Source organism: Ferrovibrio terrae, assembly GCF_943371255.1.
In the GTDB taxonomy this organism is placed as follows: Bacteria; Pseudomonadota; Alphaproteobacteria; order Ferrovibrionales; family Ferrovibrionaceae; genus Ferrovibrio; species Ferrovibrio terrae_B.
In genome coordinates this window covers 1-20,992 of sequence record NZ_CALRUC010000059.1, presented here as the reverse complement: position 1 = coordinate 20,992, position 20,992 = coordinate 1, and the positions used below count along the sequence as shown (strand labels likewise).

Genomic DNA, 20,992 nt, shown 5'->3' with positions numbered 1-20,992 from the left:
CTCAGGCGACGCGGCGGGCCGGCAGCACGGGACCGCGGATCACCAGACAATCGTCGTGGACCTGCGCCTCGATGCCGAAGACACGACGGAGCAGCGCGGCATCAAGAACTTCGCGCGGCGTATCGAGCGCCTCGGCGCGGCCATTGTTCAGCACCAGCACCCGGTCGCTGTAGCGATAGGCCAGGCTGAGATCGTGCAGCACCGCCGCCACGGCCACGCCACGCCCGGCCAGGTCGCGCGCCAGCTGCAGCACGCCATAGGCATGGGCAAGGTCGAGGCTGGCGGTCGGTTCGTCCAGCAGCAGCACCGGTGCGGCATCGCTTGCGTCGAAATCCAGCTGGGCGATCACGCGGGCCAGCTGCACGCGCTGCTGCTCGCCGCCTGACAGCGTGCCATAGGCGCGCTGCGCCAGATGGAGGATGTCGGCGGCTTCCAGGGCACGGTCAACGGCCTGCGCGTCGGTCGCCGGATCGACGCGGTCGCGATAGGGCAGCCGGCCCAGCGCCACCACGGCCCGCACCGTGAGGGAGAAACCGAGCCGCGAGGCCTGCGGCATCACCGCGCGGCGGCGGGCCAGCGCCAGGGGCGTCCATTGCGCCAGCGGCCGGCCATCCAGCCGGACAATCCCGGCGTTGGGCGCCAGATCGCCGGCCATGGCCGAGAGCAGCGTGGTCTTGCCGGCACCGTTGGGGCCGACGATGGCGAGCAGTTCGCCCGGATGCACGGCAACAGAGACACCATCCAGCAGACGGCGCCCGCGCCGTTCGACACCCAGGGCTTCAGCCTGCAGGCTCATGCGGCGAACTCCCCGCGGGCCCGCCACAGCAGGCTGAGGAAGACCGGTGCGCCGATCAGGCAGGTGAGCAGGCCAAGCGGCAGTTCCGCCGGCGCCACGATGGTGCGGGCCACCAGATCGGCACCGATCAGCAGGGCGGCACCCAGGATGGCGGCCAGCGGCAGCAGCCGGCCATGCTGCGGCCCGGCCAGCAGGCGCACCACATGCGGCACCAGCAGGCCGACGAAGCCGACCGTACCGCTGACGGCGACGGCGCCGCCGACGGCGAGCGCGGTGCACAGGCAGGCCAGCCGCTTGACGCGCTCGACCCGGAAGCCCAGATGCCCGGCCTCGCGCTCGCCCAGATTCAGTGCATCGAGCGCGCGGGCGAACCAGGGCAGGGCGATGAAGGGCAGGATCACAAAGGGCGCCAGCATCATCACGGTCTGCCAGCGTGCCCCACCGACGCTGCCGAAGGTCCAGAACGAGATGTCGCGCAGCTGGGCATCGTTGGCGAGGAAGATCAAGAAGCCGGTGAGTGCCAGCGCCATGGCATTGAAGGCGATGCCGGCCAGCAGCAGCATCGGCACGACCGTTGTGCCGTTGACCAGCGCCACGCGGTAGATCATCGCGATCACCAGCAGGCCACCACCGAAAGCGCCAAGTGGCAGCAGCACTGGCTGCCAGGCCGGCGGAAAGATCCAGCCGGTCAGCACGATCACGCTGGCAGCCGCCACGGTGGCGCCGGCCGAGACGCCGATCAGGCTGGGATCGGCCAGCGGGTTGCGGAATAGGCCCTGCATCACGCCACCCGACACGCCGAGTGCAGCACCCACCAGCCCGGCCAGCAGCACGCGTGGCAGCCGCAGATACAGCACGATGGCCTCATGCCGGCTTTCGGCGGCCTGCCCGAACAGGGTCGCCAGCACTTCGCCGGGCGACAGCTTCACGGCGCCGATGCTCATGCCGGCGATCATCGCGATCACCAGCAAAGCCAGCGCCGCGCCCAGCAGCAGCGGAAAGCGCAGGCGCAGCGGCGTGCTGGCGGAGGCTTCCAGCACGCTCATGTCGCGGGCTTGGCCCAGGGACGCACCGGCAGTGCCGGCAGGGCGGCATCCGGATGCAGCAGTTCGGCCAGATCGCGGGTGGCATGGGCGATGCGGGGGCCGAGGCCCAGCATATACAGCGTGTCCATGGCGTGGATGCGGCCGGCCCGGCCGGCGGCGGTGGATGCCAGCGCCGGCAGTTTGGCAACACCGGCCTTGCCGCCCAGGGCCTCGAAGGAATGGCCGGGCAGCAGGATCACATCGGGATCGGCGGCCAGCGCCGCCTCGGCATTCAGCGGCTTGAAGTTCTTATAGTCGCGGATGACATTCTCGGCGCCGGCCAGCCGCAGCATGGCGTCGGCCGCGGTCTCCTGGCCGGCGGCGAGGATATTGCCATTGCTGGTGCTCATCACGAACAGCACACGCGGCCGTCGCAACGGCGCCACCATGCGCTGCACCGCCTGCTGGTCGGCCTCCACTTCAGCGGCGATGACTTTGCCTTCGGCAGCGCGGCCGACAGCTTCGGCGATGGCGAGGATCTTTTTGGGTACGGCCGGCTCGATATAGCTTTCCGCCACCACCAGCAGCGGCACGCCAGCCGAGCGCAACTGCGCGATCGTGGTGGGCGGTCCCGCATGGTCAGACAGGATCACCAGGCTGGGCGACAGCGACAGGATGCCTTCGGCGCCCAGTGTGCGCAGGTAGCCGACCTGCGGCAGCCGTTTCACGACGGCGTCTGGGTAGAGGCTGGTGGTATCGACGCCGGCCAGCCGGTCGGCGGCGCCGAGCGCGACGACGATCTCGGTCAGAGCGCCGCCGGCGACGACCAGGCGTTGCGGCTGTGCGGGTGTGGCGGCAAAGCCGAAGCGCGGCAGCATTGCGGCTGCCATCGTCCCCAGCAGGAAGCGGCGTGATAGGCTCATGCCGCGGCTTTGGCGACCAGCGATTCAGCCAGCCTGCGCCAGTCCTGCAGTTCGGGGAGGCCGGGCTTGCGCTTGCCGAAGAAGGAGACGATCAGCTCGCCATCCTTGTCGAACAGCTCCAGCGAGGTGACGGTGCCGTCCACGCTGGGCTTGCGCACCAGCCAGCTTGAGGCAATGGCATCCTCGCGCAGATGCAGATTGAACATCGGGTCGAGCACATTGAACCACGGGCCGGTCGGCACCAGACGTTTCACCGTGCCGGTGTGAATCTGGATCATGCCGGGATTGCCGACAAAGACCATGATCGGCAGGTCGGAGGCGGCAGCAGCCTCCATCATGCGCCGCGTGCTGTCGTTCGGCACCGGAACCGCGAAGTCACGGCCGGCGAGACGGAAGGCCTGCTCGCGAGCCACCTTGTGCTTGCGCAGCAGCGGGAAGAAATCATGGGTGTCCTTCAGTGCGGCCCATTCGCTGCGCAGGGCGGTCGTATCGATCTCGGTATCCGGACGTGGCGGCACCTTGGGTGCGACAGGCTTGATCGTCAGCTCGGCTGACTGCTCCGGTGCGCGGAAACGTTCGCCGAGCGCCTGGAAGGCGGCGGCATCAGTCTTCTCGGTGGCGTAGATCTTATGTACGGCCTGACCGGCGCCATCGAAGAACTGCAGGCTGCTGCGCGGGCCAGCCTTGGTGTCCTCGATGACAGCGAAGCCATAAGCCCAGGGGCCGAAGAAGATGCGCAGGTCGATATCCTCGCCCACGATCAGCCCGACATGGCCTTCCACCGAGAGCGTACCGTAGATGCCGTGGCGTTCATGCACCACGGAGTCATTGCGGGTCAGGGCCATCACTTCGCCGACACCGCCCATGGCGCCGATGATCTCGGGCCAGGGGCCATGCAGGCGGGTGGCGCCCTGGCCAAGGCGGGTGGCGACAAGCTCGGCTTCGGAAACGCCGAGGCGCAGTGCGGCATCGCGGATGCGCAGGTTGGGCTCGGCGGCACGGAGTTCGGTCCAGCGGGCGGCAAGATCGGAAACGGAAGTGCTGGTCATGGCATGATCCTTAGTCAGGTAGTGGAAAGCGAAAACCGGCCGGCAGGGGGCGCTGCCGGCCGGTGGGTATCAAAAGCCCTTGGTGTAACTGACGGAAACGCGGTAATCGCGACCTTCCTCGTAAAGCGAGGCGAGATGGCGGCGATAGGTGGTGTCGAAAATGTTCTCGACGCCGGCATCGACGCGGACGCCCTGCAGATACTCCGGCAACGGGAACCAGGTTGCGAAGATGCTGTGTACGGCATGGCCGCCGGTCTTCGATGTTGCCGAACTCGGTGTGTTCGATACGAAGGGCACGCCGCTCACGCGGTCCTGCTCGGCGACGAATTCGCCGCGCCAGCCGAAGCGGACGCCATACTCCGGCAGTTTGGCGCCGAGCACGGCGGTGAACTTGTCGGCCGGGATGGAGTCGAGCGGGCGACCGGTGTTGTCGTTCTCGCCGCGGATGCGGGCATAGCCCAAGCTCGAGAAGGCGTATGGCAGATCATAGGCCGCCGACAGCTCAGCACCCTGTATGATGGCATTGGGAATGTTCGTGTTCGTCGTGCTGCCCGAAGCGGCCGTGCCGGTGACGACGGTTTCGATGAAGTCTTCCGCCCGGGTGTAGAAGTAGGTGGCGTTGAAGCGCAAGGCATCCTTCGTCGTGAAGGCGTCATCGAACTTCAGGCGGAAGCCGCCTTCCGTGGTCTCGGTGGTTTCCGGACGCAGGTTGGGGTTGGGCACGAATTGATTGCCCGGGCCCAGATGCGAACCGGAGACGTAGGTTTCCAGCAGGCTGGGGGCGCGGAAGCCATAACCGTATGAGCCATAAACGCTGAGCCACTGCAGCGCCTGCCAGTTGGCGCTGATCTTGGGCGAGAAGGCATCTTCGTCAGCCTTGCGCGAGATGTTGGCGCGGCCTTCATACGTGTCGAAGCGGGCCGCCGGCGTCACCGTCAGGCCGTGGAAGATTTCGATCTCGTCCTGCACGTAATAGCCGGCGACCTCGCTTTCCGCATTCGGATAGCCCTGGCGCGGGCCATTCACTGCGGTTGCGGAGTTCTGCCGGGTCGCACGCTGCGTGTCGGTGTAATACTCGCTGCCGAAGGTGACGGCATGTTTCAGTGCGCCGGTATCGAAGTAGCTGGTGTTATAGACGTCAAAACCAGTGGTAATCAGGTGCGTGGTGTCGAACCGGTAGGTCGGCGTGCGGCGCTCGTTGATATGCAGACCGTTGCGATAGACCTTCAGCGTCGGATTCAGCAGCGGCATGTCCGGGCTGGCATAGGAATAGTTCAGCGAATAGGTGCTCATGCGCGTCAGGCGCTCGACGGCCGGATTCTCGGTCGCGCTGAGCGTGCCGTCCGGATTGGTCAGCGTCAGGCCGTCTTCCTTGAAGTTGAGCGCGGTGACGCTGACCTTGTGGAATTCCGCCGGCCGCAGGGTCGCCTTGAACATCAGGTCGCGCAGGTCTTCCGACGACAGCGGCAGTTCGCGGCCATCACCCTGTTTCAGGTTGTTGGTGTCGCGATAGGAGTAGTTGGCAAGGATATCGACCTTATCTTCGTAGCGGCCGAAGACACCGTTGCTGTAGTAGTTCTCGTTCGAGCCGTCGCTGTAGCCATACTTGGTGCGGAAGCCCATGGTCTGGCCGGCTTTCAGGAAATCGCCAGCCTCCTTGGTCTCCATCGCGATGACACCGCCGATGGCGCCCGAACCATGCAATGCCGAATTGCTGCCGCGCACGATTTCCACCTGGCGCAGCAGATCGGGATCGAGGAAGAAGCGGCCCTTATGGCCGGCATTGAAGTTCTGCCGCGCACCATCCAGCGTGGTGACCACGCGCTGGCCGCCCATGCCGCGGATGCTGACATCCTGGCCGAGGCGGCGCGGGCCGCCCGACATCTCGACGCCGGGCAGATCGCGCAGCAGGTCGTCCATTTTTGTCGGGTTGCGGTTCTCGATGTATTCGTTGTCGAGCACCGTGACGTGAGCCGGAACCTCGTCGACATTATGGGGCGTCTTGGTTGCCGTGATGGTGACCGGATTGAGCACCGCATCGGCCACCTGCTGGGCGAAGGCCGGCTGCAGACTGCTGCCCCCGAGCAGGGTTGCCGCCATGGCGAAGCGGCCCAGATGCGGCCCCAGCCGCGGATTGCGAGACGGATTCAGGTCGGATGTCTTGGCCACAGTGCTTCCCCATATTTGGCCGCGCGAGCGGTGCCGATGCTGTTGTGCAGAGGCTGGCTGCCTGGCGCGCTGACGCGGCTGGGGGGCTGGCTGAGGGGATTGTCATATTACGAGCCGGATCGATTTGCAACTACGACTCACTATTAATAGCAAGTCGATAACTTGAACTGGCGGCCGCAATCATAGGGTCCCCCCACAGGGGCGAAGGGTTCCGGCGATCGGGCTGAGCGGATCACCCTGGCTATGGCATGCCCTGGCCGCCGCTCCGTCCGGCGGGTCGGGCGCCCTCCTCGGAATTACAGCATTGTGTCGCCTCGTATCCGCCGTCACATCATTACGGCTCGGCCCCCGGCATAGTCGGCGCAATCCGACAACCTGAGGTGCCGCGTCATGGCTGCCATTCTTCTTCGCCGCGCTCTGCGCGTTTCTCTCACCATTGCTGCCGCCGCCGTTGCCGGCGTGGCGGCTTCGGCCTGGGCCGGGTCTGCCCTGGCTGCATCGCCCGCGGACATGCTGGTTGCTCCTGTCGCCGTCGTCAGCCCGGCCGCCCGCGTGGTCGGCCAGGAAAGCCGCCGCGGCCTGCCAGTCGTGCTGGGCCATCGGCTGACCAGCGGTCCCGGTTCGGGAATGAAGTTCACGCTGGATGACCGCACCGCGGTCATCATCGGTCCGAACAGCGCCATCACGGTCGACGAATTTGCCGCCGACCGCGTCGTGTTGCGGCTCGAGCGCGGCAGCTTCCACCTCGACTCCGCCAATCCGGGCCGGGTCTATGTCGTGCTGCCGGGCGGCACCGTGACGGTGCGGACGGCTACCGTAGCGGGCCATATCCTGCCCGACTGCACGGAAATCGCGCTGCTGAGTGCCGGTCGCGCCGAAGTTGCCAGCCTGGGTGGCCACACCGTCAAGCTGGAGAAGATCGGTGACGCGACACGCCTGACCGGCTATGCCGCGCCCAGCCAGCCGACGACGCTGGCACCCCAGCGCCTGCAGGATTTCATCGGCCTGACCAGCCAGATCGCCTCGCGCTGAGCGCTCTGCGGCAGCGAGACTCGCGCTGCAGCCTTGGCCGCCGCCGCCGCCGCCGCCGCGTCACGGCGGCTCCCGAGGCTGGCTGCGCTGCCGCTTACCGAAAATTTATCTGCCGCCGCCAGCCGCGCGCAGGCCGATGCTCGCAACGCACCTAGATGCAGAAAAGCCGCAATCCATGCGGCTTTTTTATGGTGAGCTGACTTGTCGGCGCGGCGCGACTGTGACGCGCGGAACACGCCGCCGGCAAAAAATTTCCCCCACGGGGCAATTTCCTATTGCAATGGGGGGGAGATGTTGTAAATACCGCTTCAACGACGCACCCGCACGTGCCGATGGCCCCTGGCAGGTTATGCAACGACGAACGCGTCCTTTTTGGTCGCACAGCGCTTGAGCTGTGCCGGTTCAAAGCCGGTCCGAGAGGGAGGTTTCGATGCTTGCAGCCAATGGTGGCCGCACCAATACCCGTCTGCGACGCAACTCGCAAAAGCGTGTCGAGCAGGGTCAGTTGACCCCGAAGCTCCAGCGTTTCCTCGCGGAAGCGAAGGACGCCGAGCCGTTCGTGGTTGTCGACGTCGATGTCGTCGAGCACAACTACCGCGAACTGCGCCGCCTGCTGCCGATCGCCAAGGTCTACTACGCGATCAAGGCGAACCCGGCCCCGGAAATCCTGCGCCGCCTGCGCACCCTCGGCTCGAATTTCGACACCGCCTCGGCGAACGAAATCAAGCAGTGCATGGACCAGGGCGTTACGCCCGACCGCATCTCGTTCGGCAACACCATCAAGAAGAAGCGCGACATCGCCTGGGCCTATGAGCAGGGCGTGCGCCTGTATGCCTTCGACTCGCTCTGCGAACTGCAGAAGCTGGCCGAGGTGGCACCGGGCTCGCAGGTGTTCTGCCGCGTTCTGATGGAATGCGAAGGTGCCGAATGGCCGCTGTCGAAGAAATTCGGCTGCGCCCCGCGCATGGCTGCCGACCTGCTGGTCAAGGCGCGTGAGTTGGGTCTCGACCCCTATGGCATTTCCTTCCATGTCGGCTCGCAGCAGACCGACCTGAACCAGTGGGACAAGGCTGTCGCCCAGGTGGCGCAGATGTTCACGATCCTGCAGCAGGCCGATGTCGACCTGCGTATGGTCAATCTCGGCGGCGGCTTCCCGGCGAAGTATCGCACCGACATCCCGATGCTGGAGGCCTATGCCCAGGCGATCAGCAACGCCATGACCGATCACTTCGGCAACAATCTGCCGGAAATGATCATCGAGCCGGGCCGCGGCCTGGTGGGCGATGCCGGCGTGATCCAGGCGGAAGTGGTGCTGATCTCGGAGAAGGACTACGACGATGACCGTCGCTGGGTCTATCTCGATATCGGCAAGTTCTCCGGCCTGGCCGAGACCATGGACGAAGCGATCAAGTATCGCATCGTGACGCCGCGCGACGGCGGGCCGACCGGCCCGGTGTCGCTCGCCGGCCCGAGCTGCGACAGCGCCGACATCCTGTACGAGAAGGCCGAATACCAGATGCCGCTGGCGCTGGAAGTCGGCGACAAGATCCAGATCCTGTCCACCGGGGCCTATACGACGACCTATTCGTCGGTCGGCTTCAACGGCTTCCCGCCGCTGAAGAGCTACTGCATCTAAGCAAGCGTTTCGACGGTTCCGAGTGGGTTCGAAAGGGCCGGCCGCGCAAGCGGCCGGCCTTTTTTCATGGTGTTTGCTACCTGCGTGCGCATAGCGCGCCATAAATGCCCAACTGGCGTTTGCCTAAATACCGATAGGGTCAGTGAAATTGCTGCTTTTCTGTTGCGGCGACGGGCCGCCTGTGTGACAAATTTTGCGCTCGAAAAACGCGTATAATGATAAGAATCGACTTAACAGGTCGGGAGCTTGGTGGGATGCGGCGGTTGCAGTGCCGTTGGAAAACAGGCTTGCCGGCCCGCGCGACAGTTCGGGCAGGGGGAGATTGGTGACACATCCGCCGTTCGGCGAAGACAAATTCATGGCGTCGCTGGCACGCCATCGCGATGCCGTGGACGAGACTCCCGAAGCTGTCGCCACCGAGAATCACCTGCTGCATGCCGCGCTGGACACCATGGGCGAAGGTTTCGCCGTCTGGGATGCCGGCCCCAATCTGGTCCAGGTCAACCGCCGCCTGGCGGAACTGTTCGGCCTGCCCGAGCATCTGATGCAGCCTGGCCTGCCGGCGAAGGAATTCCTCGGCCTGCTGATTTCGCGCGGTGTGCTGACCATTCGGGCCGAAGAGGCATCGGCCTGGGTCAATGCCTATATCGACGCCTCGACCAAGGCCGACCGCAAGCAGGAGGTGCGTCTGACGGACGGCACCTGGCTGAATTTCGACTGGCGCCGGCTGCCCGACCCCGTGGGCGGTGGCAATGCCGGCTATGTTTCGGTTTTCACCGATATCACCGTGCGCAAGCGGGCGCAGATTCGCCTGCGCCAGGCCGAAGCCAAGTACCGGCAGATTTTCGATAATGTGCATGAAGGCATCGTGCAGGTGACACCGGAAGGCCGCGTGCTGGCGATCAACCGTGCCGGCGCCGCCATCTTCGGCTTCTCGTCGCCGGAAGAGATGTTGGCCACCGTGACCCGGGCCGGCGATCAGCTGTATGTGAACCCGGAGCGCCGCAAGGAGCTGATCAAGCATCTGGAACGCCATGGCCTGGCGCGCGACTTCCGCTCCGAGATGCGGCGGCGCGATGGCAGTTCGGTCTGGGTGTCCAAGACGCTGCGCCGTGTGACCGATGAAGCCGGCGGTCTGGTGATGATCGAGGGCATGTTCCGCGATGTCAGCCTGCAGCGCCGCAACGAGCAGCAGCTGATGCTGGCGAAGGAGCAGGCGGAAGCAGCGAACCGCGCCAAGTCCGACTTCCTGGCCAATATGAGCCACGAGCTGCGCACGCCGCTGAATGCCATTCTCGGGTTCAGCCAGGTGCTGCTGGACGAGATGATGGGGCCGCTGGGCAATGCCAAGTATCGCGAATACTGCCGTGACATCGTGCAGAGCGGCGAGCATCTGCTGGCCCTGATCAACGACATCCTCGACATGGCCAAGGTCGAGTCCGGCAAAATGACACTGGACGACGAGTGGATTGATCTGAACGAAAGCCTGGAGGCCGCGATCCTGCTGGTGCGCGAGCGTGCCGCCCACAACCGCATCACGCTGCACAAGCGGCTGCCTGAGCCGTCGCCGGCCCTGTGGGGCGATATGCGGCGCCTGCGCCAGGTGTGGATCAACCTGATCAGCAATGCGGTGAAGTTTACGCCGCAGGGCGGCAGCGTCGAAATCCGCTGCGCTCTGCAGGCTGATGGCCAGCTGGAGATATCGGTTGCGGATACCGGAATCGGCATCGCCGAGGAGGATATCGAGCGTGTGCAGCAGCCGTTCAGCCAGGTGGCCAATGCGCTGTCGCGCAGCCATGAAGGCACCGGGCTCGGCCTGTCGCTGTCACGCAGCCTGGTCGAACTGCATGACGGCGAGTTGTTTATCGAGAGCAAGCTGGGCGAGGGCACCACGGTCAGTGTGACTCTGCCGCCGGAGCGCCACCGTCCCGGCCCGCTAGCGGGTGTGCAGAACCAGTTTACCGACGGCCTTGCGGTCGGCCAGTTGGCGCAGGGCGGCGGCAGCTTCATCAAGCCGATAGACGGCCCCGATCAGCGGACGCCGCCGCTCGCGGCCGACTGAGGCGCTACCGGCCAGCCAGCCGCGCAGGCCGGCATCCAATGCCTGCGCTGCCGCGGGATTGCGGCGCCCCTGTTCGCCGGCGCGCACGCCGATCAATTCGGCTTCCTTCAGCAGCAGGCGATTGGCTGGCAGGTTCGGAATGGTGCCGCCGGCAAAACCGATCACCAGCCAGCGGCCGCCGGGTCTGAGCGCCTTCCAGGCGGTGGCGAAGAGCACGCCGCCGACCGGATCGAATACCAGATCGGCCTGCACCGCCTGGTCCCAGCCGGACACAGCCGGATCGAGGCAGATGTCTGCGCCGGCGGCCTGGGCCGCGGCGCGTTTCTCTGGCGACGACGCCACGGCCACGACGCGGGCACCGCAGTCTGCGCCAAGGCTGACGGCCGCAAGCCCGGTGCCGCCGCCGGCACCGAGCACCAGCAGGGTTTCCCCGGCCTGCAGCCGGCCGCGTGGCAGCAGCGCCACCCAGGCGGTCGATGCGGCGACCGGAAAAGCGGCAGCCTCGTCCCAACTCCAGTCCGCCGGCTTGGGCCGCAGCGCCGAGGCCGGTGCGACCATCTCCTCGGCATAGGCAGCGGTGCCGCGCAGCAGCACGGCATCGCCGGTCTTCCAGCCCGGCACATCGGCCGCCAGCTCGATGATCTCGCCGGCCGCCTCGAACCCCGGCACGAAGGGCAGGGGCGGCTTGTGCTGATATTTGCCGGCCACCTGCAGCAGATCGGGGAAGTTGACACCGGCAGCGCGCACGGCGATGCGCACCTCGCTCGGCAGCAGGGGGCGGCGCGGCAGAATGGCCAGTTCAAGCGTTTCGGGGGAACCGACTCGCCGACACAGCATGGCGCGATAGGTGGCGCTCAAAAGATCCTCAGGTTAAATTCCATTAGAAAGTCGAGGCTAGGTAAAGGGGAACGCATCCTATTCCGCTGATGCAGTAAATAGAGATTTTGATTCCAGATCGAATACTTGCTTTTGGCATAGCTTCAACTTTTTTTTGGCATAGGTGCAGGGGGGCGTGAGTGGTTTTTACGTCGAATGAATTTTTACTACTTTTTCTTCCGATTGCGCTTGCCGGATTCATACTGCTGCGCCGGTTTTCCAGCAATCAAGGCATGGTCTGGTATCTGCTGTTCATCTCCCTGATCTTTTATTCATGGTGGAATCCACTCTATGTCCCCCTTCTGCTCGGATCGATCCTGTTCAATTACGGGCTGGGGCGAGCGGTTGCGTCCGGTGGGCTGCCACCCAGCTCAGGTCTCTGGCTTGGCGTTTCTGCCAATCTCGCCGTGCTGGCTTGGTTTAAATACTCTCTTTTTCTGAGCCAGGCGTTTGAGCCGATCACAGGCTTCATGCTTCCCCACTATGACGGGGAGTTACCATTGGCAATTTCATTTTTCACTTTTCTTCAGATTGCCTATGTCGTGGATGTTTGCCGCACTGGTAAGAATGAGGGCCGATTCTCCGACTATGCCCTTTTTGTTGTCTTCTTCCCTCATCTCATTGCAGGCCCTCTGATTCATCACAAGGAGCTGATCCCCCAGTTTGTGAAAATCGGGCGAAGCTGGCGTGTGTGGCAGGCGAATGTTGTCGTCGGCATGACCATTTTCGGGATTGGCCTGTTCAAGAAAATCGGGATCGCAGACACGGTGGCGCCATTGTCGGATGTGGTTTTCGAGATGGCGCGCGGCGGGGCCGATTTGACACTGATCCCGGCATGGATTGGCGCGGTGGCTTATGCGCTGCAGATTTATTTCGATTTCTCAGGTTATTCCGATATGGCGATCGGCCTGAGCCTGATGTTTTGTCTGCGGCTGCCGATCAATTTCAATTCGCCCTATCAGGCGACCAGTATCATTGAGTTCTGGAAGCGCTGGCATATGACCCTGTCCCGATTTTTGCGGGATTATCTGTATATCCCGCTTGGCGGTGGTCGGATGGGCTGGCCGCGCCGGCTGCTCAATCTGATGATTGTCATGATTCTGGGAGGCCTTTGGCATGGCGCAGGCTGGCAGTTCCTGCTCTGGGGCGGCCTGCATGGTGCCTATCTGGTGGTCAATCATGGCTGGCGGCTGGCACTCGGCAGCCGCCAGCCTGATATGGCGATGCCTCGTTTCCTGGGCTGGGCGATTACTTTCACGGCCGTGATTGTTGCCTGGGTGCCGTTCCGTGCTGCCGATCTCTCCACCACTTTAAACCTCTGGGCGAGCATGGCGGGGTTGCACGGTATCAGCGTGCCGGGCGCACTTCGCGCTGTCGGGGAAATTCTGCCTATGGTGCGTATAGCCTCTGCCGACTTCCATCCTTTCGTCATTCTGGGCGGGTATGACAATCTGATGGTCATGGGTGCGGCATTGGCAATCGCGTTATGGATGCCCAATGTCTATCGTCTGATTGACCGGCGATCCCCGGCGCTTGCGGTCACGGGTGCGCCGTTGCCGCGCCCATTTGCCCTGACATGGTCGCCGCGCGTTATCTTTGCTGTTGCCTTGATGATTGTTGTTGGCTTTTGCCTGGTGATCAACGGGCAGGGCAGTCCATTCCTGTATTTCCAGTTCTGATCATCATGACCAAGCAATACCGAAACTCTTTCATTGTCATCGCGACCTGTGCGGCCCTGCTGCTTGTTATCGCAGCTGTCGGTGCCTTTGCCCGCTGGCGTGGCAACGACTGGTATGCCCCCGGGGAACTGGCAGCTAAGCTGCAGGCGGAAAAAAACGGGCTCGCAAGCACATTGTCAGTGCCTTATCCGGAATTTAAACGCGCGCTGTTTGATATCCGCCAGCCCGATGTCGTTGTTGTTGGTTCTTCGCGCGGATTGGTGTTCCGCCAAAGTGCATTCACTTGGCGCTTCTCCAATCTGGGCGGCGGAACCAGTTCACCGGAATATGGCTTTTACCTTTTGGACAGTGTTTTTCGCGAGCATCGCCCCAAGATATTGGTCTATGCCATCGATCATTTTGGCTTTATGCCGGACGGCAGCGATGTTGCCGACCGCCCGCAGGGTGTTCGGGCACCCCAGGCCGGCCCGCGCCGGAATCCGATCCTGCAGCCGATTCATCTTGTGCTGTCGGGCCGTATGGCGACGGAAGACTTTCTCGCATTGCTGAGTCCGCGACCCTTGAAGAGCGTGGGAGTTCCCACTTTCGGCATGACGGCTGCCGTGAATTTCCGCGGCGGCGACGGTGCCGACGGATCTGCATACTTGTTCGGAACCCTGGACACGGTGGCGCGGCAATCGGCAGAAGATCGGTTTGGCGATGACCTTGGTTGCGTCCGCGGTACAAGTGCCTGTCGTGGCGCTATGCGTTCATTCGAGAATTATGATCCACGCCGTTTCGCCCAATTGCAACGCCTGTTCAGTGAATTGCGCGCGGCTGGTATTCATGTCGTGCCATTTCTGGCACCGCTACCGCCAGCACTGATTGATGACATGCGCAAAAGCGGAAAATACGGCTATATCGAGAAACTGCGGAGTGACATGCGCCGCGCTTTGCCGGAGATACACGACATGATGGACATCCGAGGCCTCGGCAGCAATGACTGTGAATTCTACGACGCGATACATGCCGGCGAGGTTGCAAATCTGCGGGTGCTGCTGGAGATTGCGAAGACAGATTCCCTGCTCTCGCAAGCGCTTGATCAGGCCGGCGTGCGCCGGGCTATTACGCAATACAGCGGCAGCACCATGGCCGTCACGGATGATGTGACGCGGGCACTGGCTGGACGTATTGATTCGAGCCACAAGGCGGATATCTGCCGCGGTGCCATCAAGTCCGGATCATAATGGCGGCGGGCTACGATGGATGTATCGCCAGCCCAGCACCAGCGTGACCGCCAGGATCGCGCCGCCGATCCAGTAGGGTACGTTGATGCCCGCATAGTCGAACAGCCAGCCGCCCCACAGTGGCCCGAAGGTGCGACCCAGCGCGGCAAGCGATTCCATGCTGCCCAGTGCAACGCCTTGCTGCGTTGCGCGGGCGCTGCGCGAGGCCAGGCTGTTGATCGTCGGGCCGATCATGGCAACGCCGGATGCGGTGAGCAGGATCGACAGGCCCATGGTCGGCGTGGAAACGATCCAATACGCCATCGCAGTACCGATGGCGAGGTTGATCATGCCCATCGTCAGCAGCCGGCGCTCACCGAACCGCCGGGTCAGCGGCCCGATCAGGAAGCCCTGCATCGACAGGACGATGGTGCCGATAAAAGTGAAGGCCAGGCCGACTTCATAAGCATGCCAGTCGAGCCGCGCGGCAGCGAAGAGAGGAAACAGGACTTCGATCTGTGAGAAGACGAAGTTGATGCTGCAATTGATCGCGATCAGCGCCAGCACCGCCGGGCCCAGTTGCGACAGGGGTGCGAACGGATTCCGCCACAGCTGTATGCCGGTCAGGGTATGCGGTGCGTCCGGTCGCGTCTCGCGGACGGTCAGCACGGCCAGCAGCAGGGCAATGGCCGAGGTGCCGGCCGCCGCCAGGGCCGGCAGGGCATAGTTCGGCTGCAGCGGATTCGGGCCAACCAGCAGGCCGCCGATCAGCGGTCCAAGGATCATGCCGATGCCAAAGGCGCCACCGATCAGGCCCATGCCGCGGGCGCGCTGCTCCGGCGGGGTGCTGTCGGCGATGATGGCCCGGGCGATGCCGATCTTGCCGCTGCCGATGCCCGCGATGGTACGGGCGAGGAAAATGGTCAGCAATGTGTCGGCAAAGGCGAGGGACACATAGCCGATCACGGTCAGTGCCATGCAGCCCAGGAAAACCGGGCGGCGCCCCATCCGGTCCGACAGGCCCCCCAGCGGTGTTGCCGACAGGAACTGGGCAATGGAGAACACGGCGGCCAGCAGGGCGATGGTGAAGGGCGAAGCGCCGAAACTGGTGGCGTAAAACGGCAGCAGGGGCAGGATCAGGCCGAAGCCGATCAGGTCGATCACGACGGTCAAAAGCAGAACAGCCAACATCAGGCAAAACCTGTGTGACAAGCCGGTTTGGGCCGGCTTCCGGCATTGCTCAGCAAGGCCGGGTCCGCTACTTTCCGCGCAATTTTCGGGCCATTTGAAGGGCGAGACATGAAGGTCAAGGGCGTAGCCTACCGCACCATCTGGGTCAACGGCGACGGCTGGTCGGTCGGGATCATCGACCAGACCAAGCTGCCGCATGCCTTCGTCACCACCACCCTGACCACCTGGGAAGAGGCTGCCCATGCGATCAAGGCCATGGTGGTGCGCGGCGCCCCGCTGATCGGCGCCACCGGCGCCTATGGCATGGCACTGGCCATGCGCGCCGACCCGTCAGACGCCACGCTGGAAAAAGCCTATCACGTCATCAACGAAACGCGGCCGACTGCGATCAACCTGAAATGGGCGCTGGATCGCGTGCGCAATGCGCTGCACAACCAGCCGGCCGCCAGCCGCGCCGCGATTGCCTACAAGGTCGCCGCCGAGATCGCCGAGGATGATGTCGCCACCTGCTCCTCCATCGGCGATCACGGTCATAAGATCATTGCCGATCTGTATGAAAAAGCCGGCCGCAAACGCACCATCAACATCCTGACCCATTGTAATGCCGGCTGGCTCGCCACGGTGGACTGGGGCACCGCGATTGCGCCGATCTACAAGGCGCATGATGCCGGCATTCCGGTGCATGTCTGGGTCGACGAGACGCGGCCGCGCAACCAGGGCGCTTCGCTGACCGCCTGGGAACTGAACAGCCATGGCGTGCCGCATACCGTGATCGTCGACAATGCCGGCGGCCATCTGATGCAGCATGGCCAGGTCGACATGTGCATCGTCGGCACCGACCGCACCACGCGCGAAGGCGATGTCTGCAACAAGATCGGCACCTATCTCAAGGCGCTCGCCGCCCATGATAACGGCGTGCCGTTTTATGTGGCACTGCCGCATTCCACCATCGACTGGACCTTGCGCGACGGCGTGAAGGAAATTCCCATCGAGGAACGCGCGCAGGAAGAAGTCACCGTGATGAGCGGTCGTACCGCCTCCGGCGAGGTGGTGCCGGTCACCATCACGCCCGAAGGCAGCAAGGCCGCCAATTTCGGTTTCGACGTCACGCCGGCGCGCCTGGTCACCGGCCTGATCACCGAACGTGGCGTCTGTGCCGCCTCCGAGGCCGGCCTCACCAAGCTCTATCCCGAATTCGCATAAATCTCAGGAACTGCCCCCATGAAGAATCTCTGGTCCGACCGCGACGCCAAGGCCGCCATTGCCCATTACGCCAAGCAGGGCGTGAACAAGGATCTGGCGCTGCGCACCTACACCACCCGCCTGCTCGGCGGCGTGCCGGATCTGGTGCAGCATGGCGGCGGCAATACCTCGGTGAAGACCACGATGGCCGATCCGCTGGGCAAGCCGGTGGATGTGCTTTGCGTGAAGGGGTCTGGCTGGGACATGGCGGTGATCGAGCCGCCGGGCCTGCCGGCCGTGAAGCTGGCACCGCTGCAGGAGCTGATCGCGCTCAAGACGCTGACCGACGAGGACATGGTCAACATCCAGCGCTGCAACCTGCTGGACAGCAGCTCACCCAATCCCTCGGTCGAGACGCTGTTCCACGCCTTCCTGCCGCACAAGTTCATCGACCACACCCATGCTTCCGCCGTGCTGGCGATCACCGACCAGCCTGACGGCGACGAGATTTGCCGCAAGCTCTATGGCAAGCGCGTCGCGCTGGTGGACTACGAGATGCCGGGGTTTGGCCTCGCCAAGAAAGCGGCCGCCGCCTTCAAGGCCAACCCGGACTGTCAGGGCCTGATCCTGCTCAAGCATGGCATCTTCACCTTCGCCGAGACGGCGAAGGAAGCTTACGATCTGATGATCGAATTCGTCTCCAGGGCCGAACGCCATCTCGCCAAGGGCAAGAAGACCGTCTTCACGCCGGGCAAAGCGCTACCGAAGACGGTCGCTGCCGCTGAAGATGTGCTGCCGATCCTGCGTGGCATGCTCGGCATTCCGGCTGGCGATGACGGCGCCTATACGCGCTGGGTGTTCAATCTGCGCGACAGCGCCGAGATCCAGGCCTTTGCGCGCGGCAAGGATGTGATGCGTTACAGCCAGGCCGGCACGGTGACGCCCGATCATGTGATCCGCACCAAGCCCTGGCCGCTGGTGCTGCCGGCGCCGGAGGCTGGCAAGCTCGATGCCTTCAAGGCGCAGGCCCAGAAGGCGGTCGATGCATACATCAAGAAGTACAAGGCCTATTTCGAGCGCCATAATGCCAAGGCGGTGCCGAGGAAGATCATGCTCGATCCGATGCCGCGCGCATTGCTGATTCCCGGCCTCGGCCTGGTCGGCGTCGGCAAGACCCGCAAAGATGCTGTGATTGCCGGCGATGTGGCCGAGATGGCGGTCAGCATCATCACCAGGGCGGAGGCCATCGGCCGCTTCACCAGCATCAGGGAACGCGACATCTTCGATGTCGAATACTGGTCGCTGGAACAGGCCAAGCTGGGCAAGGGTGGCGAAAAGCCGCTGTCGCGCCAGGTTGTCGTCGTCACCGGTGGCGCCGGCGCCATCGGCGCTGCCACAGCAAAAGCCTTTGCCGCCGAGGGTGCCGAAGTGGCCGTGTTCGACCTCGATGGCGAGAAGGCCTCTGCCGTGGCGAAGAAGCTGGGTGGCATCGGTGTCGCCTGCGACGTCACCAAGCCCGCCGCCGTGCAGGCGGCATTCGCCAAGGTCGTGCAGCATTTCGGCGGTGTCGATATCGTGGTGTCGAATGCCGGCAATGCCTGGGGTGGCAAGATCGGTGAGGTGCCTGATGCGCTGCTGCGCCAGAGCTTCGAGCTGAACTTCTTCAGCCATCAGTCGGTGGCGCAGGCCGCCGTGAAGGTTATGCTGCAGCAGAAGACCGGCGGCTGCCTGCTGTTCAACGCCTCCAAGCAGGCGGTCAATCCCGGCCCCGATTTCGGCCCCTATGGACTCCCGAAAGCCGCCACGCTGTTCCTGTCGCGCCAGTATGCGCTGGACTATGGCGCACAGGGCATCCGCTCCTCGGCCGTGAATGCCGACCGCATCCGCTCCGGACTGCTCACTGATGAAATGGTGGCCAAGCGCTCGAAGGCGCGCGGAGTCAGCGAGAAGGACTATATGTCGGGCAATCTTCTGGCGCGCGAAGTGAAGGCGGCCGATGTGGCGCAGGCTTTCGTGCAGCTGGCGGTGGCTGCCAAGACCACGGCAGCGATTGCCACAGTGGATGGCGGCAATATCGCCGCCGCGCTGCGTTAAGCCGCCCATGACCCGCACCGCACCGCGCTGGCTCAAGCCCGCCACCGAATACGGCCCGCTGGCGCTGTTTTTCATCGTCTACAGTGCCGAGGGGCTGCTGCCAGCGACGGCGGTGCTGCTGGCGGCAACGACGGTGGGGCTGCTGCTGTCGCTGGTCTTCCTGCGGCGTGTGCCGATGATGCCGCTGGTGACGGCGGTGGTGGTGGGTATCTTCGGCGGCCTGACGCTGTGGCTGCAGGACGAGACCTTCATCAAGATGAAGCCGACCATCGTCAATGCCATCTTCGCCGTGATCCTGCTCGGTGGCTATGTCATCAACCGGCACCCGCTGCAGTATGTGCTGGGCACATCGCTGCAGATGACGGAGAACGGCTGGCGCAAGCTCACCCTGCGGCTGGGCCTGTTCTTTGTCGCGATGGCTGGCCTGAACGAGATCGTCTGGCGCACGCAGAGCACGGATGTCTGGGTTGCCTTCAAGGTCTTTGGCCTGATCGGGCTGACGGTGGCCTTCATGATGGCGCAGACACCGCTGATCCTGCGTCACCGGCCGCAGCAGGGTGGCGAGGGTTAAACCTCCAGCCCTAGATTTCCATTCTGGCCAGCACCTGGCCTTCCTTGACGCTGTCGCCCTCGGCCACGGCCAGCGTGGTCAGCCTGCCGGTTTTCGGCGCCTCGACCGGGATTTCCATTTTCATCGATTCCAGGATCATCACGATGTCGCCGGCCGCCAGACTGGCGCCCAAAGCGGCCTCAAGCTTCCAGACTTTGCCGGTGACGTCGGCCTTGATGTCGAGTACGGGCATTGATCCTCCATGGTCTTAACCATGTTTCTACCTTGGCCCGTCATCCTGCGTCAGCCTAAAATGCGGGCTGTGGAGAACGAGTCGATGCCCTGCCGTAACGTCATGGCCATGATACTGGCCGCCGGACTGCTGAGTGCCTGCCAGAGCTGGCAGGAACTGCAGATCGAGCTTGGCATGTATCCGTCCGATCCGCCGACGCCCGAGGTGGTCCTGCCGCCGCCCGGCAGCGTATCGCAGGCCAATTGGGCGGCCCAGCGCGCCACCACCAACCAGGCGATGAACCAGACCAATACCACCCCGGTGAACTACAGGGATCCGGAGAAGGTGGCCGAGGAAGAGGCCGCCAAGCGGGCCGCCGAGATGGCGCTGGTGCCGTCACCGGCCACGAAGCCGCCGGCTCCGGCTCCGCGGCAGGGCGCGCGCGCGCCGGCTTCCGCGCCGGCCACATCCGCTGCGGCCATGCCGCCGGCGGCTGCCACCGTGGTGGCTGCTGCGCCGGCGCTGCCACCGGGCTACAAGCCGTCGCCCGCGGCGGCCGACAATCCGGCCATGGCGGCCGAGCAGCAGCAGATGGCTGCCGCCACCGGCGCCCAGCCAACGCCGCCGGAGCTGGCCGGCAGCATGAAGGACATGACCACAGCGGGGATCAGCGGCTGGCGGGCCCATCTCGCGTCGCACCGCACGGAATCGGCTGCGATCAATGAATGGCAGGAGCTGCTGCGTGCCAATCCGGCCCTGTATGGTCAGTTTGATCCGCAGGTCGAATGGGTCGATACCCCCAACCGCGGTGCCTTTGCCCGCCTGATGCTGGTCGGCTTTGCCGAACGCAAGGATGCCGATGCAGCCTGTGCCAGGATCCGCTCATCGACGCGCTACTGCGCCAGCGTGAAGGACTGACCAGATTTCAATGCGACGTTTCGGCTGACGGCTTTTGCCCGACGGCATAGGCAAAAAAAGGCCGGGTTTTAACCCGGCCTTTTTCAGATCATGGAATAGGGTGCTGCGCTCAGGCGGCGACGTCAGAGGCGCGAGAGGCGCGCTTGCGGTCGTTCGGGTCCAGCAGCTTCTTGCGGATTCGCACGCTCTTCGGCGTCACTTCCACCAGTTCGTCGTCGCCGATGTAGCTGATCGCCTGCTCCAGCGTCATCTTGCGCGGCGGGGTGAGGCGCACGGCCTCATCCTTGCCCGACGCACGCATGTTGGTCAGCTGCTTGGCCTTCATCGGATTGACTTCGAGGTCGTTGTCGCGGCTGTTCTCGCCGATGATCAT

At 64.1% G+C, this 20,992-nt stretch carries 16 protein-coding genes and 2 pseudogenes; 9 read left to right on the top strand and 9 right to left on the bottom strand.

What is annotated here, in order from left to right; genetic code table 11:
* Position 1: 1 nt before the first annotated feature.
* From AAG799_RS13460 to AAG799_RS13440, 5 genes are all read right to left on the bottom strand, one after another.
* Positions 2-796: a heme ABC transporter ATP-binding protein gene (locus tag AAG799_RS13460; RefSeq protein ID WP_341896703.1), complete on the bottom strand. Its 795-nt coding sequence runs from the start codon at positions 794-796 to the stop codon at positions 2-4.
* On the bottom strand, positions 793-1,842 hold the full coding sequence (locus AAG799_RS13455) for an iron ABC transporter permease (RefSeq protein ID WP_341896700.1): 1,050 nt from the start codon (positions 1,840-1,842) through the stop codon (positions 793-795). The genes AAG799_RS13460 and AAG799_RS13455 overlap by 4 nt, the downstream gene beginning before the upstream one ends.
* Entirely contained in the window at positions 1,839-2,744 is a 906-nt protein-coding gene (locus tag AAG799_RS13450) for an ABC transporter substrate-binding protein (protein WP_341896698.1), read from the bottom strand. Before AAG799_RS13450 ends, AAG799_RS13455 begins: the two co-directional genes overlap by 4 nt.
* Positions 2,741-3,793, bottom strand: coding sequence for a ChuX/HutX family heme-like substrate-binding protein (locus tag AAG799_RS13445; RefSeq protein WP_341896696.1), 1,053 nt, complete (start codon positions 3,791-3,793; stop codon positions 2,741-2,743). The genes AAG799_RS13450 and AAG799_RS13445 overlap by 4 nt, the downstream gene beginning before the upstream one ends.
* 69 nt (positions 3,794-3,862) lie before the next feature.
* Complete coding sequence (locus AAG799_RS13440) at positions 3,863-5,962, bottom strand: TonB-dependent hemoglobin/transferrin/lactoferrin family receptor (protein WP_341896694.1); 2,100 nt, start codon at positions 5,960-5,962, stop codon at positions 3,863-3,865.
* A 390-nt stretch (positions 5,963-6,352) separates the two neighbouring features.
* Here AAG799_RS13440 and AAG799_RS13435 point away from each other — a divergent pair, with 390 nt between their 5' ends.
* From AAG799_RS13435 to AAG799_RS13425, 3 genes and pseudogenes are all read left to right on the top strand, one after another.
* The gene (locus AAG799_RS13435) at positions 6,353-6,994 is read left to right on the top strand and encodes a FecR domain-containing protein (protein WP_341896692.1); all 642 of its coding nucleotides are present in this window, start codon (positions 6,353-6,355) and stop codon (positions 6,992-6,994) included.
* Between the two features lie 505 nt (positions 6,995-7,499).
* Positions 7,500-8,630 (top strand): type III PLP-dependent enzyme, encoded by a 1,131-nt coding sequence (locus tag AAG799_RS13430; protein WP_341896717.1) that lies wholly within the window; start codon positions 7,500-7,502, stop codon positions 8,628-8,630.
* A 358-nt stretch (positions 8,631-8,988) separates the two neighbouring features.
* Positions 8,989-10,536, top strand: a pseudogene (locus AAG799_RS13425) (ATP-binding protein); the annotation flags it as partial.
* 30 nt (positions 10,537-10,566) lie between these two features.
* Here AAG799_RS13425 and AAG799_RS13420 read toward each other — a convergent pair.
* The gene (locus tag AAG799_RS13420; RefSeq protein WP_341896690.1) at positions 10,567-11,550 is read right to left on the bottom strand and encodes an NADPH:quinone oxidoreductase family protein; all 984 of its coding nucleotides are present in this window, start codon (positions 11,548-11,550) and stop codon (positions 10,567-10,569) included.
* 158 nt (positions 11,551-11,708) lie between these two features.
* On the opposite strand from AAG799_RS13420, the gene AAG799_RS13415 reads away from it, so the two are divergent.
* Positions 11,709-13,247, top strand: a complete 1,539-nt coding sequence (locus AAG799_RS13415) for an MBOAT family O-acyltransferase (RefSeq protein ID WP_341896688.1) — start codon at positions 11,709-11,711, stop codon at positions 13,245-13,247.
* Positions 13,248-13,252: 5 nt separating this feature from the next.
* Entirely contained in the window at positions 13,253-14,473 is a 1,221-nt protein-coding gene (locus tag AAG799_RS13410; protein ID WP_341896686.1) for a hypothetical protein, read from the top strand.
* On the opposite strand, the gene AAG799_RS13405 is transcribed toward AAG799_RS13410, so the two are convergent.
* Positions 14,468-15,643, bottom strand: coding sequence for an MFS transporter (locus AAG799_RS13405; protein WP_341896684.1), 1,176 nt, complete (start codon positions 15,641-15,643; stop codon positions 14,468-14,470). The genes AAG799_RS13410 and AAG799_RS13405 overlap by 6 nt on opposite strands.
* A 108-nt stretch (positions 15,644-15,751) precedes the next feature.
* Here AAG799_RS13405 and mtnA point away from each other — a divergent pair, with 108 nt between their 5' ends.
* From mtnA to AAG799_RS13390, 3 genes are read left to right on the top strand one after another with little or no spacing between them, the layout of a single operon-like run.
* On the top strand, positions 15,752-16,846 hold the full coding sequence (mtnA, locus tag AAG799_RS13400; protein ID WP_341896681.1) for an S-methyl-5-thioribose-1-phosphate isomerase: 1,095 nt from the start codon (positions 15,752-15,754) through the stop codon (positions 16,844-16,846).
* 18 nt (positions 16,847-16,864) lie between these two features.
* Positions 16,865-18,919: a bifunctional aldolase/short-chain dehydrogenase gene (locus AAG799_RS13395; RefSeq protein WP_341896679.1), complete on the top strand. Its 2,055-nt coding sequence runs from the start codon at positions 16,865-16,867 to the stop codon at positions 18,917-18,919.
* 7 nt (positions 18,920-18,926) lie between these two features.
* On the top strand, positions 18,927-19,490 hold the full coding sequence (locus AAG799_RS13390) for a septation protein A (RefSeq protein ID WP_341896677.1): 564 nt from the start codon (positions 18,927-18,929) through the stop codon (positions 19,488-19,490).
* A 10-nt stretch (positions 19,491-19,500) separates the two neighbouring features.
* Here AAG799_RS13390 and AAG799_RS13385 read toward each other — a convergent pair whose 3' ends face one another.
* Entirely contained in the window at positions 19,501-19,722 is a 222-nt protein-coding gene (locus AAG799_RS13385; protein WP_341896676.1) for an acetyl-CoA carboxylase biotin carboxyl carrier protein subunit, read from the bottom strand.
* Positions 19,723-19,824: 102 nt separating this feature from the next.
* Between AAG799_RS13385 and AAG799_RS13380 the strand changes: the two genes are divergently transcribed.
* Entirely contained in the window at positions 19,825-20,619 is a 795-nt protein-coding gene (locus AAG799_RS13380; RefSeq protein ID WP_341896674.1) for an SPOR domain-containing protein, read from the top strand.
* A 109-nt stretch (positions 20,620-20,728) separates the two neighbouring features.
* Here AAG799_RS13380 and AAG799_RS13375 read toward each other — a convergent pair.
* Positions 20,729-20,992: pseudogene (locus AAG799_RS13375) on the bottom strand (translational GTPase TypA); the annotation flags it as partial.